General features: G+C 59.5%; 20 protein-coding genes and 1 pseudogene. 12 read left to right on the top strand and 9 right to left on the bottom strand.

Annotated features, from left to right (window positions below; translation table 11 throughout):
- Positions 1-67: 67 nt before the first annotated feature.
- Genes ACQR3R_RS12250 through ACQR3R_RS12230 form a run of 5 tightly spaced genes read left to right on the top strand, consistent with a single transcriptional unit; the run spans position 68 to position 5,475 of the window.
- Positions 68-412, top strand: coding sequence for a cupin domain-containing protein (locus ACQR3R_RS12250; RefSeq protein WP_428272453.1), 345 nt, complete (start codon positions 68-70; stop codon positions 410-412).
- Between the two features lie 5 nt (positions 413-417).
- The gene (locus ACQR3R_RS12245; protein WP_428272451.1) at positions 418-1,491 is read left to right on the top strand and encodes a phosphotransferase; all 1,074 of its coding nucleotides are present in this window, start codon (positions 418-420) and stop codon (positions 1,489-1,491) included.
- Positions 1,472-2,980 carry an aldehyde dehydrogenase family protein gene (locus ACQR3R_RS12240; RefSeq protein ID WP_428272450.1) on the top strand — a complete coding sequence of 503 codons (1,509 nt, stop codon included), beginning with the start codon at positions 1,472-1,474 and terminating at the stop codon, positions 2,978-2,980. The genes ACQR3R_RS12245 and ACQR3R_RS12240 overlap by 20 nt, the downstream gene beginning before the upstream one ends.
- 58 nt (positions 2,981-3,038) lie before the next feature.
- Positions 3,039-4,004, top strand: coding sequence for an NTP transferase domain-containing protein (locus tag ACQR3R_RS12235; protein WP_428272449.1), 966 nt, complete (start codon positions 3,039-3,041; stop codon positions 4,002-4,004).
- Complete coding sequence (locus ACQR3R_RS12230; protein ID WP_428272448.1) at positions 3,997-5,475, top strand: aldehyde dehydrogenase family protein; 1,479 nt, start codon at positions 3,997-3,999, stop codon at positions 5,473-5,475. The genes ACQR3R_RS12235 and ACQR3R_RS12230 overlap by 8 nt, the downstream gene beginning before the upstream one ends.
- Before the next feature lie 136 nt (positions 5,476-5,611).
- Here ACQR3R_RS12230 and ACQR3R_RS12225 read toward each other — a convergent pair whose 3' ends face one another.
- Both ACQR3R_RS12225 and ACQR3R_RS12220 read right to left on the bottom strand, forming a co-directional pair.
- Positions 5,612-6,916 (bottom strand): MFS transporter, encoded by a 1,305-nt coding sequence (locus tag ACQR3R_RS12225; protein WP_428272447.1) that lies wholly within the window; start codon positions 6,914-6,916, stop codon positions 5,612-5,614.
- 45 nt (positions 6,917-6,961) lie between these two features.
- Positions 6,962-8,140: an amidohydrolase gene (locus ACQR3R_RS12220; RefSeq protein ID WP_428272446.1), complete on the bottom strand. Its 1,179-nt coding sequence runs from the start codon at positions 8,138-8,140 to the stop codon at positions 6,962-6,964.
- A 146-nt stretch (positions 8,141-8,286) separates the two neighbouring features.
- On the opposite strand from ACQR3R_RS12220, the gene ACQR3R_RS12215 reads away from it, so the two are divergent.
- Entirely contained in the window at positions 8,287-9,240 is a 954-nt protein-coding gene (locus tag ACQR3R_RS12215) for a LysR substrate-binding domain-containing protein (protein ID WP_428272444.1), read from the top strand.
- A gap of 9 nt (positions 9,241-9,249) precedes the next feature.
- On the opposite strand, the gene ACQR3R_RS12210 is transcribed toward ACQR3R_RS12215, so the two are convergent.
- The 6 genes from ACQR3R_RS12210 to ACQR3R_RS12185 form a co-directional block, all read right to left on the bottom strand.
- Positions 9,250-10,722 carry an aldehyde dehydrogenase family protein gene (locus ACQR3R_RS12210; RefSeq protein WP_428272443.1) on the bottom strand — a complete coding sequence of 491 codons (1,473 nt, stop codon included), beginning with the start codon at positions 10,720-10,722 and terminating at the stop codon, positions 9,250-9,252.
- A complete protein-coding gene (locus tag ACQR3R_RS12205) occupies positions 10,715-11,542 on the bottom strand; it encodes an ABC transporter permease subunit (protein ID WP_428272441.1) in 828 nt (275 codons plus the stop codon). The genes ACQR3R_RS12210 and ACQR3R_RS12205 overlap by 8 nt, the downstream gene beginning before the upstream one ends.
- 1 nt (position 11,543) lies before the next feature.
- Positions 11,544-12,461 carry an ABC transporter permease subunit gene (locus ACQR3R_RS12200; protein WP_428272440.1) on the bottom strand — a complete coding sequence of 306 codons (918 nt, stop codon included), beginning with the start codon at positions 12,459-12,461 and terminating at the stop codon, positions 11,544-11,546.
- Between the two features lie 30 nt (positions 12,462-12,491).
- A complete protein-coding gene (locus tag ACQR3R_RS12195; RefSeq protein ID WP_428272439.1) occupies positions 12,492-13,634 on the bottom strand; it encodes an extracellular solute-binding protein in 1,143 nt (380 codons plus the stop codon).
- Positions 13,635-13,673: 39 nt separating this feature from the next.
- Complete coding sequence (locus ACQR3R_RS12190; protein WP_428272438.1) at positions 13,674-14,801, bottom strand: polyamine ABC transporter ATP-binding protein; 1,128 nt, start codon at positions 14,799-14,801, stop codon at positions 13,674-13,676.
- A 103-nt stretch (positions 14,802-14,904) separates the two neighbouring features.
- The gene (locus ACQR3R_RS12185; RefSeq protein ID WP_428272437.1) at positions 14,905-15,753 is read right to left on the bottom strand and encodes a LuxR C-terminal-related transcriptional regulator; all 849 of its coding nucleotides are present in this window, start codon (positions 15,751-15,753) and stop codon (positions 14,905-14,907) included.
- Between the two features lie 352 nt (positions 15,754-16,105).
- Here ACQR3R_RS12185 and ACQR3R_RS12180 point away from each other — a divergent pair, with 352 nt between their 5' ends.
- Positions 16,106-17,155 carry a diguanylate cyclase domain-containing protein gene (locus ACQR3R_RS12180; RefSeq protein WP_428272435.1) on the top strand — a complete coding sequence of 350 codons (1,050 nt, stop codon included), beginning with the start codon at positions 16,106-16,108 and terminating at the stop codon, positions 17,153-17,155.
- A gap of 413 nt (positions 17,156-17,568) precedes the next feature.
- Here the strand turns inward: ACQR3R_RS12180 and ACQR3R_RS12175 are convergent, their stop codons facing one another.
- Positions 17,569-17,691: a hypothetical protein gene (locus ACQR3R_RS12175; protein ID WP_428272434.1), complete on the bottom strand. Its 123-nt coding sequence runs from the start codon at positions 17,689-17,691 to the stop codon at positions 17,569-17,571.
- A gap of 196 nt (positions 17,692-17,887) precedes the next feature.
- Here ACQR3R_RS12175 and ACQR3R_RS12170 point away from each other — a divergent pair, with 196 nt between their 5' ends.
- From ACQR3R_RS12170 to ACQR3R_RS12150, 5 genes and pseudogenes are all read left to right on the top strand, one after another.
- Positions 17,888-19,891 (top strand): aminotransferase class I/II-fold pyridoxal phosphate-dependent enzyme, encoded by a 2,004-nt coding sequence (locus ACQR3R_RS12170; RefSeq protein WP_428272433.1) that lies wholly within the window; start codon positions 17,888-17,890, stop codon positions 19,889-19,891.
- A gap of 29 nt (positions 19,892-19,920) precedes the next feature.
- Entirely contained in the window at positions 19,921-20,703 is a 783-nt protein-coding gene (locus tag ACQR3R_RS12165) for a transporter substrate-binding domain-containing protein (RefSeq protein ID WP_428272432.1), read from the top strand.
- A gap of 143 nt (positions 20,704-20,846) precedes the next feature.
- A complete protein-coding gene (locus ACQR3R_RS12160) occupies positions 20,847-21,560 on the top strand; it encodes an ABC transporter permease subunit (RefSeq protein ID WP_428272431.1) in 714 nt (237 codons plus the stop codon).
- Between the two features lie 5 nt (positions 21,561-21,565).
- Entirely contained in the window at positions 21,566-22,264 is a 699-nt protein-coding gene (locus ACQR3R_RS12155) for an ABC transporter permease subunit (RefSeq protein ID WP_428272609.1), read from the top strand.
- Positions 22,264-23,085, top strand: a pseudogene (locus ACQR3R_RS12150) (DMT family transporter); the annotation flags it as partial. The gene ACQR3R_RS12155 and the pseudogene ACQR3R_RS12150, both read left to right, overlap by 1 nt.
- Positions 23,086-23,111: the final 26 nt, after the last annotated feature.

Here is a 23,111-nt window from a genome sequence, read left to right as displayed (position 1 = left end):
GGGAGCAAGCTCCCTCGCCACAAAGGATTGATGTGTTTTTGAACCTGGATTTTATTGGAGAGCAATAATGACTACCCCGTTTCTGTACGACCCGCTGCAAATTACCGACGTAAAAGACTGGGGCGTGATCCCGACCATGCTTGAAGGGCAATCCCATGTCTCTGGCGTGGTACTGCACAAAGGGCCGGAAGGTCAGTCCGAATGCGGTGTGTGGATCTGCACACCGGGCAAATGGTTTTGCCATGTCACCAGCGACGAGTTCTGCCACTTCCTGGAAGGTCGCTGCACGTATGTCCACGAATCGGGCGAAGTGATCGAGATCAAACCCGATACCGCAGCCTTTTTTCGCAAAGACTGGAAAGGCGTATGCACCGTTCATGAGACGGTGAAAAAGGTTTACATGATTCGGTGATTGCCATGACTGATGCATCGGCGTCATCGCCAACCCGTGAAGAGCAGCGCGCAGCCTTTCTGGCCCGTGCCGGCTTCGCCGAAACGCCATTGATCGCGCTACCGGCGGATGCGTCCACCCGACGCTATTTCCGCCTGAGCGGCGAAGGGCTGTTGTTGATGGATTCGCCTGCGCACAGCGAGCCGATAGGCCCGTTTGTGCAGGTTGCCCAACACTTGCGTGGCCTGGGCCTTTCCGCGCCGGCCCTGATACAGGTCGACGAGGCCGCCGGGTTGGCGCTGATCGAAGATTTTGGCCACGACACCTACACCAGGTTGCTCGCCGCCGGGCATCCGCAAGCGGCGCTGTATCGCTTGGCGGTCGATGCGTTGGTGGTGTTGCATCGCGCGCCAACGAGCGCAGAAATGGCGCCATACGATGCCAGGCAACTGCGTGACGAATATGCGCTGTTTATCGACTGGTACATCCCGTTGTTGATTGGCCAGCCAGCAGCGCAAGACCTGCGCGACGCGTTTCTACAGCTGTTCACCGAGGCGTGTGGCGATGTGGCGCAACGTCGTGAGGCACTGGTGTTGCGCGACTTTCACGTCGACAACCTGATGCTGCTCGAAGGTCGCGACGGCGTGGCTGCCTGCGGCTTGCTGGACTTTCAGGATGCGTTGCTCGGCGCGGCGGCGTACGACTTGATGTCGTTGCTCGAAGACGCTCGCCGCGACGTGCCCGAAGCACTGCGCGTGGCGTTGCTGACGCATTACCTGATGCAACGCCCGGAACTTGATGCACCGCGTTTTCTTGAGGATTACCGCAGGCTGGCCGCCCAGCGTCACGCCAAGGTGCTGGGGATTTTTGTGCGCCTGGCGGGCCGTGACGGCAAGCACGGTTACCTGGCTCATTTACCCCGCACCCTCGGCTTGTTTGTTCGAGCGCTGGACGCCGAAGCCTTCGCACCGCTGCGCACATGGCTGGACGAACATGTGCCGGGCTGGCGCGACGAATTGCCGCCCGCGACCCTTGAGGCGCTGCGCGAAACCCCTTATCGATTGGTTCAAGGATCATCCCATGGCCACGTTCAACACTGACACCGCACTGCGTTTTATCAACTCCGAATTCTTGCCATTGGGTAATGACCGAGTGCGCGAAGTACTCGACCCGGCCACGCTGCAACGTGTCGGGCAGGTCGGCCTGTGTGATGAGATCGACGTGCAAGCGGCTGTCGATGCCGCCACGGGTGCACAAAAACAATGGCGGCTGATCGATGCCAAGAGCCGTGCGGCGCGCTTGCATCAGTTGGCCAATGCCATCGAGCACGATGTTGCCTGCAACCGTGAAGTTGCACGCTTGATGACGCTGGAAATGGGCAAGCCATTTCCTGAAGCCATGGGTGAACTGGCCAACTGCGCGCCGATCTTTCGCTACTACGCGGAAATGGCCCGCGATGATGCCGGCAAAGTCGCTGGCACCACGCAAATTGGCTCGTTTCAGCATGTGCGCTACGAGCCGTACGGCGTCAGTGTGCACATCATGCCGTTCAACTTTCCGATCCTGCTGATGTGCTGGACGGTCGCAGCATCGTTGGCGGCGGGCAACGCGTGCATCGTCAAACCGGCCGAAGCGACGACGTTGTGCACGCTCAAGTTCATGGAGCATTTCACCACGCTGTTGCCCGGCCTGGTGTCTTGTGTACCGGGTGATGCGGTCACTGCGCAGTTGCTGGTGAAATCGACGGGCACGCATGCCGTGGCGTTTACCGGCAGCGTGGCGGCGGGCAAAGCTGTCGCGGTGGCGTGTGCAGAGCAGATGAAGCCTTGTGTGATCGAGGCCGGTGGCAGCGATCCGCTGATCATTTCCAGGCACGCGCCGCTGGACGTTGCGGCAGCAGGGGCGGTGACCGCTGCGTTCCACCTCAGCGGGCAGATTTGCACCTCGGCGGAGCGCTTTTACGTGGTCGATGAGGTCCACGATGAGTTTGTCGCCAAATTCGCCGAACGCACGCGTGCCTTGCGCATCGGCCATGGCCTGGAGCGTACGGAAATCGGGCCGATGGTCAGTGAGGCTGCACGCAGCAAGGTCATGCGCCTGGTGGATGACGCCGTGGCAAAGGGTGCGAAACTGGTGTGCGGTGGACGGATACCGCCACAGCACACGGTGGGTTGGTTTTACGAGCCGACTATTTTGACCGGTGTGACCAGCGACATGGCGATTCTCCAGGAAGAGTGCTTCGGCCCGGTGGCAGCGATTTGCCGTGTCAGCGATTTCGACGAGGCAGTACGGCTGGCCAACGACTCGCCGTTCGGACTGGGTGCGTCGCTGTTCAGCACCGACCTTGCCGAAGCCATGGAGGCTGCCGAGCGTCTCGAAGCCGGCATGGTCTGGGTCAACAACCCGTTGATCGACAACGACGCGCTTCCGTTTGGTGGCTGGAAGATGTCCGGTCTGGGACGTGAACTCGGGCGCCAGGGCCTCGAAGCGTTCCGGCGCTCGAAAATGGTCATCATCGACCATCAGCCGAAGATTCAGGACTGGTGGTATCCGTATCCTGACGACGTGTTTTATCGCGACCAGGTTTAGGTCAATCCCGTACTCCTCATTTTTTGTGCTCCTCATTTTTGTACTTGGGAGGGTCGCCATGAGCGACAACATTTCCTGGCCAACCCTGGCGGTGATTCTTGCCGCCGGGCAGGGCACCCGTATGCGTTCACAGTTACCCAAAGTGATGCATCCGGTGGGTAATCGCCCCTTGCTTGGCCACGTGCTGGCGGCGGTTGAAGCGGCGGGTGTCGAACAGGTGGCGGTGGTGCTGGGCGCGGGTAGCCGGCCGGTGGCCGACTATTTACAGCACGCTGCGCCCGCAGCGCGGCTGTTTACCCAGCATGAACAACTGGGCACGGCGCACGCCTTGCTTGCCGCTCGCGAGGCGTTGCAGGCACATGAGCAAGGTTGCGTGCTGGTGTTGTTCGGCGATTCGCCGTTGATCAGTGCGCAGACGTTATTGCTACTGCGCCAGACGCTGATTGACGGTGCCGCCGTTGCCGTCGCGGGGTTTCACACCGAACAGCCCGGACCCTACGGACGATTGCTGGTGGAAGAGGGGCGCCTGTTGGCGATCCGCGAAGCCAAGGATGCCAACGCACAAGAGTTGCAAGTCAACTTCTGCAATGGCGGCGTCATGGGCTTGCGTGCCGACACCTGTCTTTGGCTGCTGGAGCGCATTGGCAATCAGAATGCCCAAGGCGAGTATTACCTGACCGACGCGGTGGCCGTGGCCAACAGCGCCGGGCTGCAAGTGACGGCGGTCGAGGTGGATGAAACCGATGTGCTCGGGGTTAATGATCGCGAGCAACTGCATGCCGCCGAACAGCTTTTTCAGCAGCGTCGGCGCCACGCGTTAATGCAGTCGGGCGTCAGCCTGGTGGCGGCGGACACGGTGTTCTTCAGTGCCGATACCGAAGTGGCACACGACGTGCGCATTGAACCCTGCGTAGTGTTTGGGCCCGGGGTAAGCGTAGGTAGCGGGGTGCGGGTGGACGCGTTCAGTCGTCTGGAAAATATTCGGCTGGAGCAGCCACTGAATGAAGGAGTGTGCCATGCGTGATTATCAACGGCTGTACATCGGCGGCGAATGGATCGCGCCGGTCCAGCGCGGCGTGTTCGAGACGTTCGACCCGAGCGATGAGTCGGTTCTGGCACAGGTCGCTTCTGCGACAGCTGAAGACATCGAGCTGGCCGTTGTCGCCGCTCGCAAAGCGTTCGACGAAGGTGACTGGCCCCGCTGGACTGGCGCGCAGCGGGCACACGTGCTGCGCCGAATCGCTGAGGGTATCCGCGCGCGTCAGGACGAATTGGCCGCCATCGAAGTTCGCGACAACGGCAAGCCATTGCCCGAAGCGTTGTGGGATATAGCCGACACCGCGGGTTGCTTTGACTTCTATGCAGGCCTCGCCGAAGGTTCGGATCCGCACAGTGAACAGGCGATCGAGCTGCCCGATCAGCGCTTCAATGCTTCGGTTATCAAGGAACCGGTGGGTGTGGTCGCGGCGATTATTCCGTGGAATTTTCCGATGCTGATGGCTTCGTGGAAAGTTGCCCCTGCGCTGGCGGCGGGTTGTACCGTCGTGCTCAAGCCTTCAGAGCTGACACCGCTGACAGCCCTTGAGCTGGCCTGCATTGCCGATCAGGCAGGCTTGCCGGCGGGGGTGTTGAATGTGGTCACCGGGTTGGGACGCGAGGCCGGTGCACCACTCGCCGAGCACCCGGATATCGACAAAATCGCCTTCACCGGCAGCGTGCCGACCGGGCGCAAGATCATGCAGGCCGCCGCCGCCGACATTAAAAACATCAGCCTGGAACTGGGCGGGAAATCACCGTTCGTGATTTTCGCGGACAGTGACCTTGACGCGGCAGTGGAATGGATACTGTTCGGGATATTCTGGAATCAGGGCCAGGTATGTTCGGCAACTTCGCGAGTGTTGGTGGAACGCGCGTTATACCCGGCGCTGTTGGAACGCTTGATTGCCGCCACTGAACAGATCCAGATCGGCCAGGGTTTCACCGACGGTGTGAAGCTGGGGCCGTTGGTCAGCCAGGGCCAACTGGACAAAGTCCTTGCGGCAATTACTGCCGGTCAGCAAGAGGGGGCGCGGTTGGTATCTGGCGGTACGCGCCCGGCGCATCTGCAGCAGGGTTTCTACCTGACCCCGGCAATTTTCGCCGACGTCCCGGAAACCAGTTCGGTATGGCGCGAGGAAATTTTCGGCCCGGTAGTGTGCCTGCGCGCATTCGATACTGAGGCTGAAGCGATACGCCTTGCCAACGACTCGCCGTTCGGCCTGGCGGCGGCTGTGATGTCGCGTGATATTCCACGCTGTGAGCGCGTCGCCCGACGCTTTCGCGCCGGTATCGTTTGGGTCAACTGCTCGCAACCGACTTTTGTCGAAGCACCGTGGGGCGGCTACAAACAAAGTGGCATCGGTCGCGAACTGGGAGAGTGGGGCTACAACAGCTACCTCGAAACCAAACAGATCACCCGCTACAACGGCGAGGCATGGGGCTGGTATCTGAACTGACCTTGTCCGTTGTGGGAGCAAGCCTGCTCGCGATGGACTTCAACGCCAACGCGTGCGGCCTGAATGAACGCGTTGCGCTGCCGTTTTTCGCGAGCAGGCTCGCTCCTGCACAAGGGTGAATGAGCGACAGGTCTCGTTAGTCCAGAGGCTTTCCGGCGGTCTCTTTTGCCATTGCCAAACCCGTCAACGTCAAGCACAGGCACACCATCACGTACAGCGCCGGTGCGTTATTGTTGCCGGTCAGGCCAATCAGTCCGGTTGCGAAAAACTGCGCAAAACCACCAAACACCGAGACACCCAGGCAATACACAATCGACAGCCCGGTGGCCCGGATCGCCCGTGGAAACAGCTCGGTCACCAAGACCAATGTCGGCACGGTGATCAACACCAGCAGCAGCGTCGTCACCAGCGACACGCCTAATAGCGTGCCCAGGCTCGGGAAGTGGTTCATCAGCATGAAGGCCGGGTAAATCAGCAACAACATCGGAAAACTGCCCAGCGCAATCGTCCGACGCCGGCCCATGCGATCACTGAGCCGGCCGGCCCATATCGACAAACTTATTTGCACCAGCGCACCGAGGCATGCGGCAGTGGTGCCCATGGTCATCGGCAGATGAAGCACGGTCACGGTGTAGTTGGTCATGTAGTCCAGCACGATGTAGCTGGAGGCCGTGCTGCCAATCACCAGCAGCACACCGGTGAGTATCATTCGACGATACCGGGTAAAAATCAGCCGGATGCTGGAAGGTGCTGCTTCGTGTTGAGGTGTTTCGGCGGCGGTTTCCTTGAGATGGCGACGGATATAAATCCCCACCGGAATGACCAGGACGCCTAGTACAAAAGGCAGGCGCCAACCCCAGCTTTCCAGCGCCTCGGGCGACAACGAGGCACTAAGAGCCAAGGCAACGAGCGCGCCAAGCAAGAAACTCAAGCCTTGGCTGAACAGCTGCCAACTGCCGTAGAAACCGCGACTTTTATCGTCCGCGTATTCCATCAGCATCGCTGTTGAAGCACCCACTTCGCCGCCAATCGCGAAGCCCTGTATCAGCCTCGCCAGCACAATGATCATGGGCGCAGCCATGCCGATTTGCGCGTAGGTGGGCGCGATGGCAAACATCAGGGAACCCAGCGCCATCAGCCACAAGGTCAGCATCATCGCCGGTTTACGGCCGACCCGGTCGGCATAGGCGCCAAGCACCAACCCACCGATCGGGCGCATGCCAAAACCGACGCCAAACGTTGCCAATGACAGCAACAGTTGCCCAAGTGAAGTTTCGACCGGAAAAAACTGGCGACCGATCAACGTGGCAAAGAAGCTATAGACAGAGAAATCGTAGAACTCGAGGCCGGAGCCAATAGTGATGGCGGCAATGGCGCGTGCGCCGATGGGCCGTCGTTTAGCAGCAGCGACAGGGACAGTCGTGGAAAGGGGCGTGGACATGCAGCGGACTCCTGTAGGCGAGGGCAATACTGCCAGGTCGATAGATCAAGCCAAAAAGCGCTCGACCAGGCGTACCCAATAGCTGGCACCCGTCGCCAAACAGTCATCGTTGAAGTCATAACCTGGGTTATGCACCATGCAGCCACCTTCGCCATCACCGTTGCCAATCAGCAAATAGCAGCCAGGGAGGCGTTGCAGCATCACTGCGAAATCCTCGCTGCCGGTCAGTGGTTTCATGTGCGGGATCAGCCCATCCTCACCCAACCAGTCCAGCGCCACTTGCCGTGCAAAATCCGTGCTTTCAGGGTGATTGAACAAGGCTGGGAAACGCTGCGCCTCATCCACCTCGACCTTGGCGCGCGCGCCGAAGCTCGACGCCTGCGTTTCGGCTAATTGTGTGATTCGCGCAATCAGTTCGTCGCGCACTTGTGCCTTCAAGGCACGCACGCTCAGTTGCAGGTCGGCGTGATCCGCAATCACGTTGGGCGCCAGGCCCGCGTGGAATGAACCGACGGTGACGACCGCCGTGTCGAGGGGGTCGACATTGCGTGAGACGATACTTTGCAACGCCATCACGATGGCCGAGCCGACCAGCACCGGGTCAACAGCCTTGTGCGGCATGGCGCCGTGACCACCCACGCCTTCGACGCGAATTCTCACGGTATCGGTCGACGCCATAAAGGGCCCGGCCAGGAAGCCGAGTTTGCCAGCCGGCAGCCCTGGCATGTTGTGCATGGCGAAGATCGCATCGCAGGGGAACAGCTCGAATAGCCCGTCATCCATCATGCGTTGCGCGCCGCCGTCGCCTTCTTCGGCGGGCTGGAAAATCACCACCAGCGCGCCATCGAATTCGCGACTGTCGGCCAAGTATTTGGCGGCGGCCAGCAACATGGCGGTGTGCCCGTCATGGCCACAGGCGTGCATTACGCCCTCGTGACGGCTTGAGTAGGCCAGGCCGGTTTGCTCGATAATCGGCAGCGCGTCCATGTCGGCGCGCAGGCCGATCATCCGCTGGCTTTCACCGTTGCGCAGCAGCCCGACAACACCCGTGCCGCCCAAGCCGCGATGCACCTGATAACCCCATTCTTCAAGTTTGGCAGCGACCAGATCAGCCGTCGCAAACTCTTCAAAGCTCAATTCCGGGTGGGCGTGAATGTGTTGACGCAGTGCGATCATCTCTGCTTCGAGCGCACGTATGCCGGGCAGCGCAGGGTGTTGGGTCATCAGGTTTTCCTTGTTTTTATGGCTGGTTTTCAGGTGTTGCACTGATACCCTGCGATCCTAATGAGTTGCTGAATGCCGTGGCAGTCGCAAAAACCGGCTGCTGAAAACCGTTGGTTTACACCCGCACTATCGGTCAGGAGGAATGGATGAAGCTGCATCAATTGCGCGCGTTGGTGATGATTGCCGATTGCGGCAGCATTCGCGCAGCCGCGCGGCAAATGGGCGTCTCGCAAACAGCGGTGGCCAAGGCGTTGCGGGAACTGGAAGAACAGCTGAATTTGCCGTTATTGGTGCGCAATGCCAGTGGTGTCATCCTGACCCACTATGGCCAATCACTGCTGCAGCATGCCCGGCAGATGCTCAATCAGCTCGAGCGTGCGCAGCTGGAGCTGGCGCATTTGAGTGATCAGGCCGAAGGGCAACTGCGTCTCGGTATCTCGCCGTGGATGGGCATGACCCTGTTACCCGAAGTGGTCACCCTGTTTCGGCAGCGCATGCCGCGAGTGCGCCTGGAGCTTTTCGAAGGGTTGATGGCGGTGACGTTGCCGCGTTTGCGTGACGGCACCATGGAGTTTGCCGTCGGCCTGGTGTCTTCATTGTTACCGCGCCCAGAGTTTGCCTGCGAGCAGATATTTGCCTACCGGATGGCCGTGGTTGCCCGGCATGATCACCCGTTGCGCAACTGCCGTTCCATCCATGATTTGCTGGATCAGGATTGGGTGGTCAACTACCCGGATGCCAATCACGAAGGGTTGATGACCGAATTGTTCTGGCAGCACGGTGCGCAGATCGACATGCAGCACATCCACCGCGCCCACTCGCCGCAGCTGACATTGTCGCTGATCGAGCAAACCGACATGCTCAGCTACTTCCCTGAACCGATGCTGACCGTACCGGGTTACCGCGAACGGGTGAGCCGGCTGGCACTGGTCGAAACCTTTACCACCGATACCATCGGCATTGTCACACCGCGCAACGCGCAACTGGGTGTTGCCGCGCAGTGCTTTGTCGAATGCCTGTTGCAGGTCATCCGCCGCCGCGCCCGCTCGGCGCGGCCAGAGGATGTTGAGCTGTTTGACACATTGGACCTGCTGATCTGAGGGCTTTGATTATTTCAGGTACCAACCCCACGGTTGGTCACCGACGTACTCGGTCACCTGTTTCACCTCCAGATAATTGTGCAATCCCCACTGGCCGAGTTCACGGCCGATACCACTGTGCTTCATGCCGCCCCATGGCGCTTCGACGAAGGTCGGTTGCGAGCAGTTGACCCAGATAATTCCGGCGCGCAGTTGATTGGCGACGCGGGTGGTGCGTTGCATGTCTGCGCTCATCACCGCCCCGGCGAGGCCGAAGCGGCTGGCGTTGGCCATTTGCACCGCTTGTTCTTCGGTCTTGAAGCGCTTGATGCACAAGACCGGGCCGAAGACCTCTTCGCGCCAGAGGATGCTGCTGTGCCCGGGCTCGTCGAAAATCGCCGGTTCGATGAAATAGCCTTGAGGCAAGTGCGCCGGCCGCCGACCTCCGGTCAACAGACGGGCGCCGCTGGCGAGGCCTTGGTCGATGAAACCGAGCACTTTTTCGTGCTGGCTTTGACTGACCAGCGGGCCGAGCAACACACCTGCTTCCATGCCGGGGCCAATGCTGATCTTGCGGGTTTCCTCGACCAGGCGTTCGATCAACCGCGAGGCGATGTTTTCCTGCACCAGCAGTCGTGAAGTCGCGCTGCACACCTGGCCCTGGTTCCAGAAAATGCCAAACAGAATCCATTCCACCGCCGCGTCGACATCGGCGTCGTCAAACACAATGAACGCAGACTTTCCGCCCAGCTCCAGGCTGATGTTCTTGATGTCACGCGCAGCCGCCGACATGATTTTTGCACCCGTTGGCACGCTGCCAGTGAAGGCCAGTTTGTCCACGCCCGGGTGTTCGGTCAGCGGGCTGCCAGCGTCGGCACCCAAACCGGTGACCACGTTCAACACCCCGGCTGGCAGGCCAATGCGGTCGGCGGCAGCTGCCAGTTCCAACGCGGTCAGCGGCGTCAGCTCTGACGGTTTCAGCACCAGCGTCGCACCCGCAGCCAAGGCCGGCGCGACTTTCCATGCGGCCATCAGCAACGGGTAGTTCCAGGGGATGATCTGCCCGGCGACGCCAATCGGTTCATGGCGGATGCGACAGGTGAAACGCGAGTCCGGCAACGCCAGCGGTTGATCCTGTTGCTGGTCGAGTTCTCGCGCCAGGCCGGCGTAGTAACGAAAGCAGCCAATCGCGTCGCCAACGTCCCATTGTGCTTCGGGCAGCGGTTTACCGTTGTCGCGCACTTCCAGTTCGGCCAACGCTTGTTGGCCATTGTCCAGTTCATCAGCCAGCGCTTCCAGCCACTGTGCACGTTCGGCGCCGGTGGTTTGGCTCCAACCGTTATCGAACGCTCGTCGCGCGGCCCGTACTGCGTGATCAATGTCTTCTTCAGTGCCGGCGGCTACGCGTTGGAAGACCTGCTCTGTGGCCGGGTCGACAACGTCCAGATAACCGCCCAGGTCCGGGCTGACCCACTCGCCGTTTATGTAAAGCTGATCACGCATGGTGAGACTCCTGGACGCCGGTGCGGCGGTTTTGCAGAGAACGGGAAGTGAATAGCAATGCCAGCGAGGCACAAATGATCACCGTCGACACGGCGTTGATCTCTGGCGTAACGCCACGGCGGATAGAGGAGAAGATGTAAATCGGCAACGTGGTTTCCGATCCGGCAACGAAAAACGCGATGATGAAATCGTCGAAACTGAAGGTGAACGCCAGCAGGAACCCAGCCATGATCGCGGGGCTTATCTGCGGCAGCGTGACTCGCCAAAAAGTCTGCATCGGCGGTGCGTACAAATCAGCTGAAGCTTCGAGCAGGGCTTTGTCCATCGAATCGACACGGCTGCGCACGATCACCATGACCAACGCCATGGTGAACAGTGAATGCGCAGCAATCACGGTGAAAAATCCCATGTTCAAACGCGGCATGCTCGGGATCAATGTCGCCAGTAACGGGTTGATCAAATCGAACAGGCTGATGAACGCAATCAGCGTCGAGATGCCGATGACGATCCCCGGCACAATGATTGCGCAATAGGTCAACGCATCGAACAACAGCCGAACCTTGGGTCCGGCACGTTGCAATCCGAACACCGCCAAGGTGCCGAACAGGGTTGCGATGACCGCTGACGTGAAGGCAATGAACGCGCTGTGCCCCAGTGCTTCCATGATGAACGGGTTACCGAACGCGCGACCAAACCACTGCGTCGAGCAACATTCAAAGGCCAGGCCACTGCGTCCGGCGTTGAAGCTGAAAACCACGATCAACGCGATGGGCGCGTAGAGAAACAGGTACAGCGAAGTTGAATAGCTGCGCAGCCACATGTCACAACCCTCCATCGGCAGGACGACCGCCGTAGCGCGCCACCAGTTTTAAATACACGCCGATGATCAACAGCATCATCGCCACCAACGTCATTGCCAAGGCACTGCCAAACGGCCAGTTACGTGATTGCAGGAACAGGTCGACCAGTGCGTTGCCGACGAAAAATACTTTGCCGCCACCCAGAATCGCCGGGATCAGGAATTCGCCCATCAGCAGGATGAACACCAGCATCACCCCGGTGATGATTCCCGGTGCAGACAGCGGCAAGGTGATCCGGCGAAAGCTTTCGAAGGCGCTGGCGCCCAGGTCCGCCGAGGCTTCGAGCAGGCGCTTGTCGAGTTTTTCCAGGCTGACGTAGATGGGAAACACCATCAGCGGCAGGTAGCCGTAAACGATGCCGATCAGCACCGCCCAAGGCGTATTGATCAGGCGCACGTATTCCAGGCCTAAGCTGGCGAGCAGGGCGGGAATACCCTTGCCGCTGAGGATGAAGATCCAGGCATAGGTGCGAATCAGGAAACTGGTCCAGAACGGCACAATCACCAGCGTCAGCAGCAACGAGCGATTCTTGCCTACCTTCACCGCTAGAAAGTACGCCAACGGATAAGCCGCCACCAGGCACACCAGCGTGCCCAGTGGTGCCAACATCAGCGTGTTGCTGAACGCTGCGCCACGTGAGCCGAGGTTCAGGTAATTGGCCAGCGTGAAGCCCCCGGCGTAACCGCCCACGGCACTGCGCTCGCCGAAACTGAAGACCAGGATAATGACCAGCGGCATCAACAACAGCAGCAGGAACCACAGGGTCGAAGGCAAGAGCATCAGCAGGGTGATCCGCCGGCCGAGGCTTCGTCGTTGGCGAACCTCGACTGACAGGGCATTGCCCGGCTGCACCGTTTGCGGGTGGGCGGCGGCGTTCATGGGTGACTCCTCATTGGCCATGGCAAGGCATCAGGCGGATTTGAAACGCGCCATCAGTTCGGCGCGCGCCGGGCTGGTGAGCGTCGCGGCAGCACCGAATTCCAGCGGGCTGAGCGCCTCTGCGGCCGGGTACATGATCGGGTCGTCGAGCATGGCGGTCGGCAGCAAGGCATCCACGCGTTTGTCGCCGCTCGGGTAGCCGTGGCTCAACACTTCCAGTTTGTTGTGCTGCGGATCGAGCAGGTAGTTGATAAAGGCGTAGGCCGCATCCTTGTGTTCCGAGCTTTTGGGAATGGCGAAGAAATCGCTCCACAGTTCGCCACCTTCCTTGCCCAGTTCGAACTGCATTTGCGCGTTGTCCCGGTGCAACTGCGAAGCGTCCCCGGTCCAGGACATCGCCAGCCAGGCATCGCCGCTGCGCATCGATGGCTGGATGTCGGAGTTGATCGCAAACAGGTGCGGCTTGACCTCGATCAGCAGTTTCTCGGCATCGGCGAGTTCCTTGGGGTCCAGGGAATTGAAGCTGTAGCCGAAGCTTTTGAGGGCGTTGCCGATGGCGGTCAGTTGGTAATCGTGAACCATCGTCCGGCCACTGGCCGGGCCTTGCGCGGCAGCCCAGAATTCTTTCCAGCTGGTGGGGCCATTCTTCAGTTTGGCGGTGTCGTAGAGCATGCCAGTGGTGCCCCAGTTTTTCGGCACCGCGTAGACCTTGCCGTCCACTGTGCCTTGGGCCATGAATTTCTGCTGGAAAGCTGCGGCATCGAAGTTGGGAATGCGTGACAGGTCCAGCGGTTCGATCAAACCCAGGCCCACGTAAGTGCTGATGGTGTAATTGGTCGGTACCAGTACATCCCAGCCACTGCCGCCGGCTTGCAGTTTTGCGAGCATTTCTTCGTTGGAGCCGAACACGCTCATCGAAACGCGCGCACCGGTGGTTTTAGCAAAGTTATCGAGGTTTTCCTGGCTGTGATAATTCGGCCAGGTCGCCAGCGACAGGCGATCGCCAAGCTTCGCCTGCTCGGCAGCTTCGGCGGTGGACGTCAGCAGGCCGGGCATGTTGGTGGCGACCACCGCTGCAGCAATCCCAAGGCCGGTGCGGCCAAGAAATTCGCGACGACTGATCGAGCCGTTCTGCCAGCTACGCAAGGTTTTGATAAATGTTTTCTGGTCCATAGCACGCTCCCCATCCGGTTGATGAAACGAATCGATGATTTACAACGCCATGGCCAAGCCGTTGGCGTGGTCCCAGCCGACGCTCACTGCTGCGCCGTGTTCGAATGCGTTGGCGCCGTGATCCTGCTGGCGCGGCACACGCACACAGACCACGCCAAAGGCTTGGGTGCGCACGCGGTATTCGGTGGAGTTGCCGAGGTAGATACGGTCCTCCACGCAGCCTTGAAGCTTCACTTCACGGGCCATCTCGGCATTGGCAGAGGTGATGCTGATCAGTTCCGGGCGCACAGCGATGCAACCGGCGGCGTCGGCGCTCAGGGCTTTACCGGTGGGCGTCAGCGGGCTGGTCAGCTCCAGACCTTGCTCGGTACGCAGCACCACTGAATTGCCCTGCAGGTGGCGGACGGTGCCGTTGAACAGATTGGATTCACCGATAAAGTCCGCGACATAGCGGCTGGCCGGCGCCTCATACAGCTGTTCCGGGGTGGCGGTCTGAATGATCGATCCGTTGTGCATTACGCTGATGCTGTCGCTCATCGACAACGCTTCTTCCTGGTCGTGTGTGACCAACACAAAGGTGATGCCGACCTCGCGTTGCAGCCGCAGTAATTCGGATTGCATTTCCTTGCGCAGCTTGCGGTCGAGCGCCGCCAACGGTTCGTCCAGCAACAACACGGTGGGCTTGTTGACCAAGGCCCGGGCGAGGGCGACGCGTTGCTGTTGACCGCCGGACAGTTCACTCGGTTTGCGCTGGCCGAAGCCGCTGAGCCGCACCATCTCCAGTGCTTCATCGGCCATGCGCAGCTGGGTTTTCTTGTCGGGGCGCGGGGTGCGATAACGCAGGCCGTAGGCAATGTTCTGTGCCACGGTCAGGTGTGGAAACAGCGCGTAATGCTGGAACACCATGTTCACCGGGCGTTCGAACGCGGGCACACCGGCAACGTTTTTACCCGACAGGCGCACTTCACCGCTGGTGGGCTGTTCGAAGCCGGCGATCATGCGCAGGGTGGTGGTTTTTCCGCAGCCGGAACCACCGAGGAAGGAGTGGAATGAGCCGCGACGCACCGCGAAGTTCAGGCCATTGACGGCCGACACCTCGCCGTAGCGTTTGACCACGTTGCAAAATTCGATATCGCTTGGCGGGTTGTCGTTCACGCTGTTGTTCACGAGGCGGGCTCCCTTGCAGTGATGAATCAGTGCGTCGGGGCCCAAACTAGCAATCGTGGTTTTGCGCTGTATATATCCCTTGGGGGATAGGGGCAGCTACAAGCTACAAGCGCACAGTGCGACTGCGGTTCTCTTGCGGCTTGTCACTTGAGGCTTGCAGCTGATTGTCCGTGAGGTCGCGGATAAACAGCCCGAGCAATTCCGACTGGCTGCCGATGCCGAGTTTGGCGTAGATGTTCTTGCGGTGAATTTTCACCGTGCCGGGGCTGATGCTCAATTGCTCCGCCACCGAGGCGCTGGAGTGACCGCGTAACAGCAACTGCACGATCTCTTGTTCACGCGTGGTGAGGATGTGCGCGCCGAACTGATCGAACGCCTCGCGAATCTTGAAATCCAGGTCCTGCGCCGGGCGTGGCTGCTGTGCCTGACGCAAGCGCCAGGCTTCATTGATCACCTGTTCGACCACGGCTTGTGCGCACTCGATCAACTGCATCTCGTCCCGGCCGAACGCACAACTGGCGGTAGAACGCATCAGCGACAGAACGGCCATGGCGCCGTCGCCCAGGTCGACGAAAAACGCCACTTCTTCCGCCAGGCCGGTTTGCTGGTAATAGGTCAGGTAGTACTCGCCAAGGTAAAAGTGGTCGGGTGCGAACTGGCGCAAACGCCACAGCCCGGGTGCCTGCCCGCGCGTGCAGGCGAGGTAGAACGGATCAAGCAGGTAAGGCCCGCATTGGTAGTCGTCGACATACACCGCGCGCTTGTCGGCGGCAAAGGTATCGAACAACGCCAGTGGCCGATGGTTGCCTTCGTACACGAACAGAACGAAATGGTCGACCGGGCACACTTGCCGCAGCCAGTGGCTCAATCCCGCTAACCGTGCGTGCCCGGGAGGCAGGTCAAGCAGGTGGGCGACACCGGTGGTCCAGAGTTTGAGTTCCTTGGGGCGCATGGTGACTTCAAGCGGGATTGGATTGCGTTGTGATGCACAAAGTACGCCACGCCGGCGCTGGCCTTGTGGGGCGGGGAGGGGCGCGAAAAGTTGTTGTCGATTCGCACCACAATGGGGCCAGGTGTTACCGACAGCTACAAGGTTGGTAGCAAACGTGAGTGGGTGTGCTTGCGGCTGTATCGGTGTGCAGAGCGCTACCAGCGTACCGTCCGGGCATCGCAATATTCGACCCACTTATCTGTAGCTGCTCGATCAACGCATTGTTTAGGCCCGTGGGATAGCCGTTTTCCAGACGTACGGTTATGCTCAGCGCGGTTTCCATTTGCCAATGATTAACAACTACAGTGATGTTATGAGCCAATCAGAGACGCGAGCGACTGTTCTAGCGCTGTATCCGGAAGATTCCCGCGAGGCGGCGGCTCTGCTCAAACAAGCTGTACCGCTGATGGTCCGTCATAACATCCCGCCCAATCCGGTGCATTACGCACTCTGGTACACCTACAGCAAAGGCCAGGACCCAGAGCTGAATCGGCATCTGGATCGGGTCGTCAAAGACTTCGATAGCTTCCCGCCCGAATCCGCGAGCAGACTTTTTCGCGATTACATCATTCGTGATGAGCTGGAAGACGCCCGCGCCGGGCAACAACAAGCGATCAATCTGGTTGACGACATGGCGCGAGACGTCTCGCGCAGCGTGGCAGGAAGTCTCAACTTTCAATCCAGTCTGGGGCAATGCCTGGAAATGCTTGAGGCCCCGGTGGACGAACGGCTGCCGGGCATCTTGAGTGAGCTGCAGCACAGTACGCAGTTGATGCAAAGCCAGCAGGAGCAATTTCTGTCCCAGTTGCATTCGGCGCAAGACCAAATCAAAAGCCTGCGCAGCAAACTTCAGCGCGCTCAATTGGCCGCGACCCTTGATGGTTTGACCGGGCTGCTGAACCGCTCGGCGTTGACTCGTTTGCTGGAACAGGCCTTGAGTAATGCGACCCAGGGTGTGGCGCTGGTCATGCTCGATATCGATCATTTCAAGCAGTTCAATGATCAATACGGTCACCCATTGGGCGACCGGGTATTGCAACATGTCGGGCAAGTATTGCGCAGCGCTTTACCACCTCACGCGACGGCAGCGCGTTACGGCGGCGAAGAGTTTTGTGTGGTGCTGGAGCAATGCGCCGATCTCGCCACGGCGGCGGCGTTCGCTGAACAATTACGCCTGAAAATCCAATCGCTGCGGGTGAAGGCTCGTGGCAACGGCGATGTTCTTGATACGGTCACGGCCTCGTTTGGCGTCGCAATGGTTCAGCCGGGTGAGAATCCCGAAGCGCTGCTGATTCGTGCCGATGACGCGCTTTATCAAGCGAAACGCAGTGGTCGCAATCAGGTTTATCGCTCAGCAGGGTGATACCTAATACCCGCACAGGTCCTAGGAGAACGGCTTGCCGGCGATGGCGTCTTTGGAATCGTCATCACCGGCAAGCCGGTTTCCTACGGGATCTGCGTTAACGACATAAATCCGGGAATCACCACCGATCCGTAGGAGCCTGGCTCGCCAGCGATGGCGTCATTGGAATCGCCATCACCGGCAAGCCGGTTTCCTACGGGATTTGCGTTCGCACCACACATTTCTACATCACCACCGACCCATAGGAGCCTGGCTTGCCAGCGATGGCGTCTTTGGAATCGCCATCACCGGCACGCCGGTTTCCTACGGGATCTGCGTTCGCATCACACATTTCTGCATCACCACCGACCCGTAGGAGGCTGGCTCGCCAGCGATGGCGATTTCGAAATCGCCATCACCGGCAAGCCGGTTTCCTACGGGATCTGCGTTAACGACATAAATCCGGGAATCACCACCGATCCGTAGGAGCCTGGCTTGCCAGCGATGGCGTCTTTGAAATCGCCATCACCGGCAAGCCGGTTTTCTGCGGGGCGCATGCAATGCTCTCCTGATCAATCCTCCCCCGAAGCAAATCCAAAAACGCCTCGACTGTCGTAAAAACGACCTGTTTGCGCTGAACACGAACCCCTGTGACTTTTCTGTTGAACGACTGTTCAGCTTCGACTATGTTGGCTTCACCTCCCCGGCTGGTAGCGCGGGCTTGCGTTTCTTCAATTCGAACGAGGCACTGGCATGCGGTTTTCACCCTTTGTTGAACGGATCTCAGGCGACGGCGTTGCCGCGTGGGATATTCACAACGCGGCGTTTGAAGCCCAGCGTCGTGGTGAGGATGTGATTATCCTCAGCGTCGGCGATCCGGATTTTCCGACGCCTGATTTCATCACCGATGCGGCAATCCATGCATTGCGAGAAGGCGACACTCATTACACCGAAATCGCTGGCCGCATGGCGTTGCGCGAAGCCATTGCCAGCCGCTACAGCAAGTTGTTCGACCGCGAGTTGCAAGCCTCAAGTGTGATCATGACGGCCGGCGCACAGAACGCCTTGTTCGCTACCTCGATGTGCCTGCTTAGCCAGGGCGACGAAGTGATTGCGCTGGATCCGATGTACGTCACGTACGAGGCAACGCTCAAGGCTTCCGGTGCGACGCTGGTGCGTGTGGCCTGTTCGGCTGAGGACGACTTCAGACTGGATGCGGCCATTCTGGCCAAAGCCATCACCGCGCGTACCCGGGCTATTTTTCTCTCCAATCCGAACAACCCGACCGGCGTCGTGCTCAACCGCGAAGAGCTGCAAGCCATCGCCGATCTCGCCATTGCTCATGACCTCTGGGTGGTGGTGGACGAGGTTTATGAAAGCCTTTCCTTTGAGCGCGAACACCTCAGCCTGGCGGCGTTGCCGGGTATGGCCGAGCGCTGTGTGGTGATTGGCAGCCTGTCGAAATCCCATGCCATGACGGGCTGGCGCATCGGCTGGATTATCGCTGATGAAAAACTGGTAGCACATGCTGAAACCCTGGTACTGAGCATGCTTTACGGCTTGCCGGGCTTTGTCATGGAGGCGGCGTTGAAGGCCGTCGAGGCGCACGCCGAGGTCACCCACAGCATGCGCGAAATCTATCGTCGCCGGCGTGACCTGGTTGTCGCGGGACTGTCTGATTGCCCGGGCATTGCAGTGCTTAAGCCCGACGCCGGCATGTTCGTGCTGGTGGATGTGCGCGACACCGGCCTGACGTCTCTTGAGTTCGCCTGGCGGCTGCTGCGCGAGGCTCATGTATCGGTGCTGGATGCGGCTGCTTTTGGCGAGCCGGCGCAAGGTTTTGTCAGGCTTTCATTCACCTTGGGTGAAGATCGGCTGGCCCAGGCCTGCCAGCGCATTCGCAAGTTTGTTTTGGTGTTGATGGGCGAGGCGCCAAGGCCGGTTATCAGTCGTGTCACTTGCCAGCCAATCATTGAACCGGTGGCGGGCAAGACCATGATCGAAGTTGATCGACTGCATAAACGGTTCGGCAATATCGAGGTGCTCAAAGGCGTTTCACTCACCGCTCGGGAAGGCGACGTGATCTCACTGATCGGCGCCAGTGGCTCGGGAAAAAGTACCTTGCTGCGCTGTATCAACATGCTGGAAATTCCGGATCAGGGACGCATCCTGGTGGACGGTGAAAGCATTCACCTGAACCAGAATCGTCCCGGTGCACCGTTGGTGTCCGACGCCAAGCAACTCGTAAGAATCCGTTCGAGCCTGGGCATGGTGTTCCAGAACTTCAACCTCTGGCCCCATCGCACGGTGCTGGAAAACCTGATCGAAGCGCCGACGCAGGTCTTGCGTGAAAGCCGTGCCGAGGCCACTGAACGGGCCGAAGCACTACTGGAGCGAGTGGGGCTTGCCGCCAAGCGTAACGAGTACCCGGCGTTTTTGTCCGGGGGGCAACAGCAACGGGTGGCAATCGCCCGGGCCCTGGCCATGCGGCCCAAAGTCATGCTGTTTGATGAACCCACCTCGGCACTCGACCCGGAACTGGTCGGTGAAGTGCTGCGGGTGATCCGCTCTCTCGCGGAAGAAGGCCGGACCATGATCCTGGTGACGCATGAAATGGCTTTCGCACGCGATGTCTCCTCCAAAGTCGCCTATTTGCATCAAGGGCTGATCGAGGAGGCCGGTTCGCCGGACGAAGTGTTCGTACACCCACGCAGCGAGCGTTGCCGACAATTCGTCAACGCTCATCAGACTCGCTAATACATCATAAAAATAAACGGGGCAAAATCATGGGAAATCGACGTTTTGCAAACTGGATGACAGGCGTGGCCTGCGTATTGCTGGCGGGTATGAGTGCGGCGCAGGCCCAGCCGATCAGGTTCGCGGTTGCAGCCGAACCTTATCCGCCCTACACCGAGAAGCAAGCTAACGGTGAGTGGAAAGGCTTTGAAGTCGACTTGATTCACAAACTCTGCAGCGAAATGAAAGCCGAGTGCGAGATCAAGGAAGTGGCATGGGACGGCATCATTCCATCGTTGCTGGCGAAGAAGATCGACGTGATTTTCTCCTCGATGTCGGTCACCGAAGAACGTGAAAAGCAGATCGCTTTCAGCCGTGCCTATTACGATTCAGTGGTCGCTATCGTCGGGCCTAAAGGCACAACGGTCAGCAAGTACCCGGACGACCTCAAGGGCAAAATCATCGGTGTGCAAAACTCGACTGTGAGCGCCAGCTACCTCAAGGCCTACTACGAGAAAATCGCCAACGTTAAATATTACGACACTCAGGATTCGGCTAACGCGGACCTGATTGCCGGGCGCATCGACCTGATGATGGCGGACGGCACTGCCATGGCCTCGTTCGTCAAAACCCCGGACGCCAAGGACTTGGAATACCTCGGCGCCGTGCCTTATGACCCGATCTTCGGCAAAGGCGTGGGCGCCGGTTTGCGCAAGGATGACACCGAACTCAAGGCCAAACTCGACAAGGCCATCCAGACGCTGCTCGCCAGTAAAGACTATGACGATCTCTCCCAGAACTACTTCGGCACCAGCGTCAAGCCTGCGTTCTGACCGTCACGGCTGAACGCAAATCCCATGGGAAACGCATATTCCTGCGGGAGCCGGGCTTGCCCGCGATGGGGCCCTTGAAGCCGCCATAAGTATCGCGCGCAAGCCTCGCTCCTGCAGGGGCGAGGTGGTTACGGGAGAGAGAAATGCCGGCAATGTTCGAGTTGATCAATTTCAGCGAAACAGGATGGGGCGGTGCGCTGCTGAAAGGGTTGTTGATGACCCTGCAGATTTCCGCCGGGGCTTTCGTGGTCGGGCTGTTCATCGGCTTGGTGGTCGCGTGTCTCAAGCTCGGCGCGCCAAAACCGATCGCCGCATTAATGCGCGGATACACCACGTTGTTCCGGGCCATTCCGGAGTTGTTGCTGATTCTGTTGCTGTATTACGTGGGGTCCATGCTCCTCAATTCGCTGATGGCTCGCATGGGCTACGACGCGGTGAATGTCAGTGGGCCGCTGGCCGCGATCCTGGTGCTGGGACTGGTGCAAGGCGCTTACGCTTCGGAGATTTTCCGGGCGGCCATCCAGGCCATTCCTTACGGTCAGATCGAAGCGGCGAGGGCGTTTGGCTTGAGCGGGTTTGGCCTGTTCCGTCGCGTCACCTTGCCGATCATGGCGCCGTACGCAATGGCCGGCATGGCCAACCTGTGGATCAACCTGATCAAGGACAGCGCATTGATCAGTGTGGTTGGCACCAACGAGCTGTTGTACACCGCCAAGCAAGGTGCGGGTTCGACGCGTCACTACCTGTTGTTCTACCTGACCGCCGCGGCGATGTATTACGCGGTGACGCTGGTGTCCAACTACCTGTCGGGACGGCTTGAGCGACGCATCCGTCGCTGGATGCCTTTGGCTGAGTGAATGAAATGATTCCAGCGTGGATAATTGAATACGCGGGGCTATTGGTCCGCGGGTTGCAAACGACCATCACCATTTTGCTGATTTCCAGCGTGTTCGGTTTCGCGTTGGCGGTGCTGGTCGCGTTGGCGCGTATCTCGAAAAACAAAGTGATCGCCAAGCTGAGTCTGTTCTACACCAGCGTGTTGCGCGGTACGCCGCTGCTGATCCAGATCTACATTTTCTACTACGGACTCGGCAGCCTGTTTGCGCAATTTCCGCTGATTCGCGGCAGTTTTATCTGGCCCTATTTGCGAGACGGCTACTGGTACATCGTGTTCGCCCTGGTGCTGTCGGTGGGCGCTTATGTCGGCGAGGTGATTCGTGGTGGATTGCTGGCAGTGCCCAAAGGTGAGATGGAAGCAGCCTCGGCATTCGGCATGACCCCGCGCCAGTCGTTGTTGCGGGTACGTTTGCCACGGGCCATGCGCTTGCTGTTGCCGACCTTGGCCGGTGAAACCGTGATGTTGTTGAAGTCCACGGCGCTGGCATCAACCATCGCGATCATTGATCTGCTGGGCGCTGCCAACGTAGTGCGCGCACAAACCCTCCAGGTGTATGAACCGCTGCTGTTGGTGGCGGGCGTGTATGTCTGCCTGACGTTCCTGATCGAAGCGATGTTTGCCTTTTTTGAACGGCGCGGGACGCCTGTACGCAGGTCGGTGTGATGAGCAAGTCAATGGTGGTTGACCGCACGTTGCAAGCTATTGGGCTGTGCACTTTTGGCTACGCATTCCTGGCTTTGCAGGATGCGGTCATCAAGTGGCTGGTCGCCGATTATTCGGTGGTCACTATTCTGTTTTGGCGCAGTCTTGTGGTGGTCGTGGCGTGCCTGTTGGCCGGACGCTTGCGAATGGTCCGGCGCGCCTGGCATTCGCCGAGCCGGCGCGTTCTGGTGCAGCGCGGCTTGTTGTCGCTCGTGGCGTGGGTGCTGTATTACACGGCCGCCAAGGACCTGACACTGGCCGAGATGACCACGTTGTATTTTTCGGCGCCGATCATGGTCACGGTGCTGGCGGCAATCTTTCTCAAGGAGCGGGCCAGCCGTTGGCAGTGGCTGAGCCTGGTGATCGGTTTTGTCGGCGTGCTCATCGCCTGCCGCCCGAACAACCTGGTCGAACCGTTGCCGATCGTGTTGTCGCTGTTGGCGGCGATGTGCTGGGCGTTCACCTATATCCAGTTGCGGCAGGTAGACGAACAGACCTCGGTGCTGGAGCAGATGCTGATCACCAACGTGGTGTTTGTGATTTGCATGATGGCCGCGTTGCCCTGGACTTACACACCCGCGCCGACGCCGGCCTTGTTGGGCATGGTGGGTGCCGGGATCGTGGGCGGCATTGGTCAGTTCCTGCTGTTCGCCAGTTTTCGGCGCGCCACCGCGACGGTGCTGGCACCGTTCGAGTACACCGGCCTGATCTGGGCGTTCCTGCTGTCGAGTCTGGTCTGGGGCACGCTGATGGACGGGTCACTGATCATCGGTGCCGTCCTGATCGCGATCAGCGGCACGCTGGCAAT

The sequence above is a fragment of the Gordonia sp. IEGM753 genome, from assembly GCF_050321825.1.
GTDB lineage: Bacteria > Pseudomonadota > Gammaproteobacteria > Pseudomonadales > Pseudomonadaceae > Aquipseudomonas.
This window is presented reverse-complemented; position numbering and strand designations above follow the sequence as displayed.

What these genes read in the sequence shown, in the direction of transcription:
- ACQR3R_RS12185 (WP_428272437.1), bottom strand. Translation starts at nt 15,753, where the DNA reads ATGCGCCCCAAGGAACTCAAACTCTGGACCACCGGTGTCGCCCACCTG.
- ACQR3R_RS12180 (WP_428272435.1), top strand. Translation starts at nt 16,106, where the DNA reads ATGAGCCAATCAGAGACGCGAGCGACTGTTCTAGCGCTGTATCCGGAA.
- ACQR3R_RS12230 (WP_428272448.1), top strand. Translation starts at nt 3,997, where the DNA reads ATGCGTGATTATCAACGGCTGTACATCGGCGGCGAATGGATCGCGCCG.
- ACQR3R_RS12165 (WP_428272432.1), top strand. Translation starts at nt 19,921, where the DNA reads ATGGGAAATCGACGTTTTGCAAACTGGATGACAGGCGTGGCCTGCGTA.
- ACQR3R_RS12210 (WP_428272443.1), bottom strand. Translation starts at nt 10,722, where the DNA reads ATGCGTGATCAGCTTTACATAAACGGCGAGTGGGTCAGCCCGGACCTG.
- ACQR3R_RS12160 (WP_428272431.1), top strand. Translation starts at nt 20,847, where the DNA reads ATGCCGGCAATGTTCGAGTTGATCAATTTCAGCGAAACAGGATGGGGC.
- ACQR3R_RS12225 (WP_428272447.1), bottom strand. Translation starts at nt 6,916, where the DNA reads ATGTCCACGCCCCTTTCCACGACTGTCCCTGTCGCTGCTGCTAAACGA.
- ACQR3R_RS12240 (WP_428272450.1), top strand. Translation starts at nt 1,472, where the DNA reads ATGGCCACGTTCAACACTGACACCGCACTGCGTTTTATCAACTCCGAA.
- ACQR3R_RS12200 (WP_428272440.1), bottom strand. Translation starts at nt 12,461, where the DNA reads ATGAACGCCGCCGCCCACCCGCAAACGGTGCAGCCGGGCAATGCCCTG.
- ACQR3R_RS12235 (WP_428272449.1), top strand. Translation starts at nt 3,039, where the DNA reads ATGAGCGACAACATTTCCTGGCCAACCCTGGCGGTGATTCTTGCCGCC.
- ACQR3R_RS12155 (WP_428272609.1), top strand. Translation starts at nt 21,566, where the DNA reads ATGATTCCAGCGTGGATAATTGAATACGCGGGGCTATTGGTCCGCGGG.
- ACQR3R_RS12195 (WP_428272439.1), bottom strand. Translation starts at nt 13,634, where the DNA reads ATGGACCAGAAAACATTTATCAAAACCTTGCGTAGCTGGCAGAACGGC.
- ACQR3R_RS12175 (WP_428272434.1), bottom strand. Translation starts at nt 17,691, where the DNA reads ATGCGCCCCGCAGAAAACCGGCTTGCCGGTGATGGCGATTTCAAAGAC.
- ACQR3R_RS12245 (WP_428272451.1), top strand. Translation starts at nt 418, where the DNA reads ATGACTGATGCATCGGCGTCATCGCCAACCCGTGAAGAGCAGCGCGCA.
- ACQR3R_RS12220 (WP_428272446.1), bottom strand. Translation starts at nt 8,140, where the DNA reads ATGACCCAACACCCTGCGCTGCCCGGCATACGTGCGCTCGAAGCAGAG.
- ACQR3R_RS12205 (WP_428272441.1), bottom strand. Translation starts at nt 11,542, where the DNA reads ATGTGGCTGCGCAGCTATTCAACTTCGCTGTACCTGTTTCTCTACGCG.
- ACQR3R_RS12215 (WP_428272444.1), top strand. Translation starts at nt 8,287, where the DNA reads ATGAAGCTGCATCAATTGCGCGCGTTGGTGATGATTGCCGATTGCGGC.
- ACQR3R_RS12170 (WP_428272433.1), top strand. Translation starts at nt 17,888, where the DNA reads ATGCGGTTTTCACCCTTTGTTGAACGGATCTCAGGCGACGGCGTTGCC.
- ACQR3R_RS12250 (WP_428272453.1), top strand. Translation starts at nt 68, where the DNA reads ATGACTACCCCGTTTCTGTACGACCCGCTGCAAATTACCGACGTAAAA.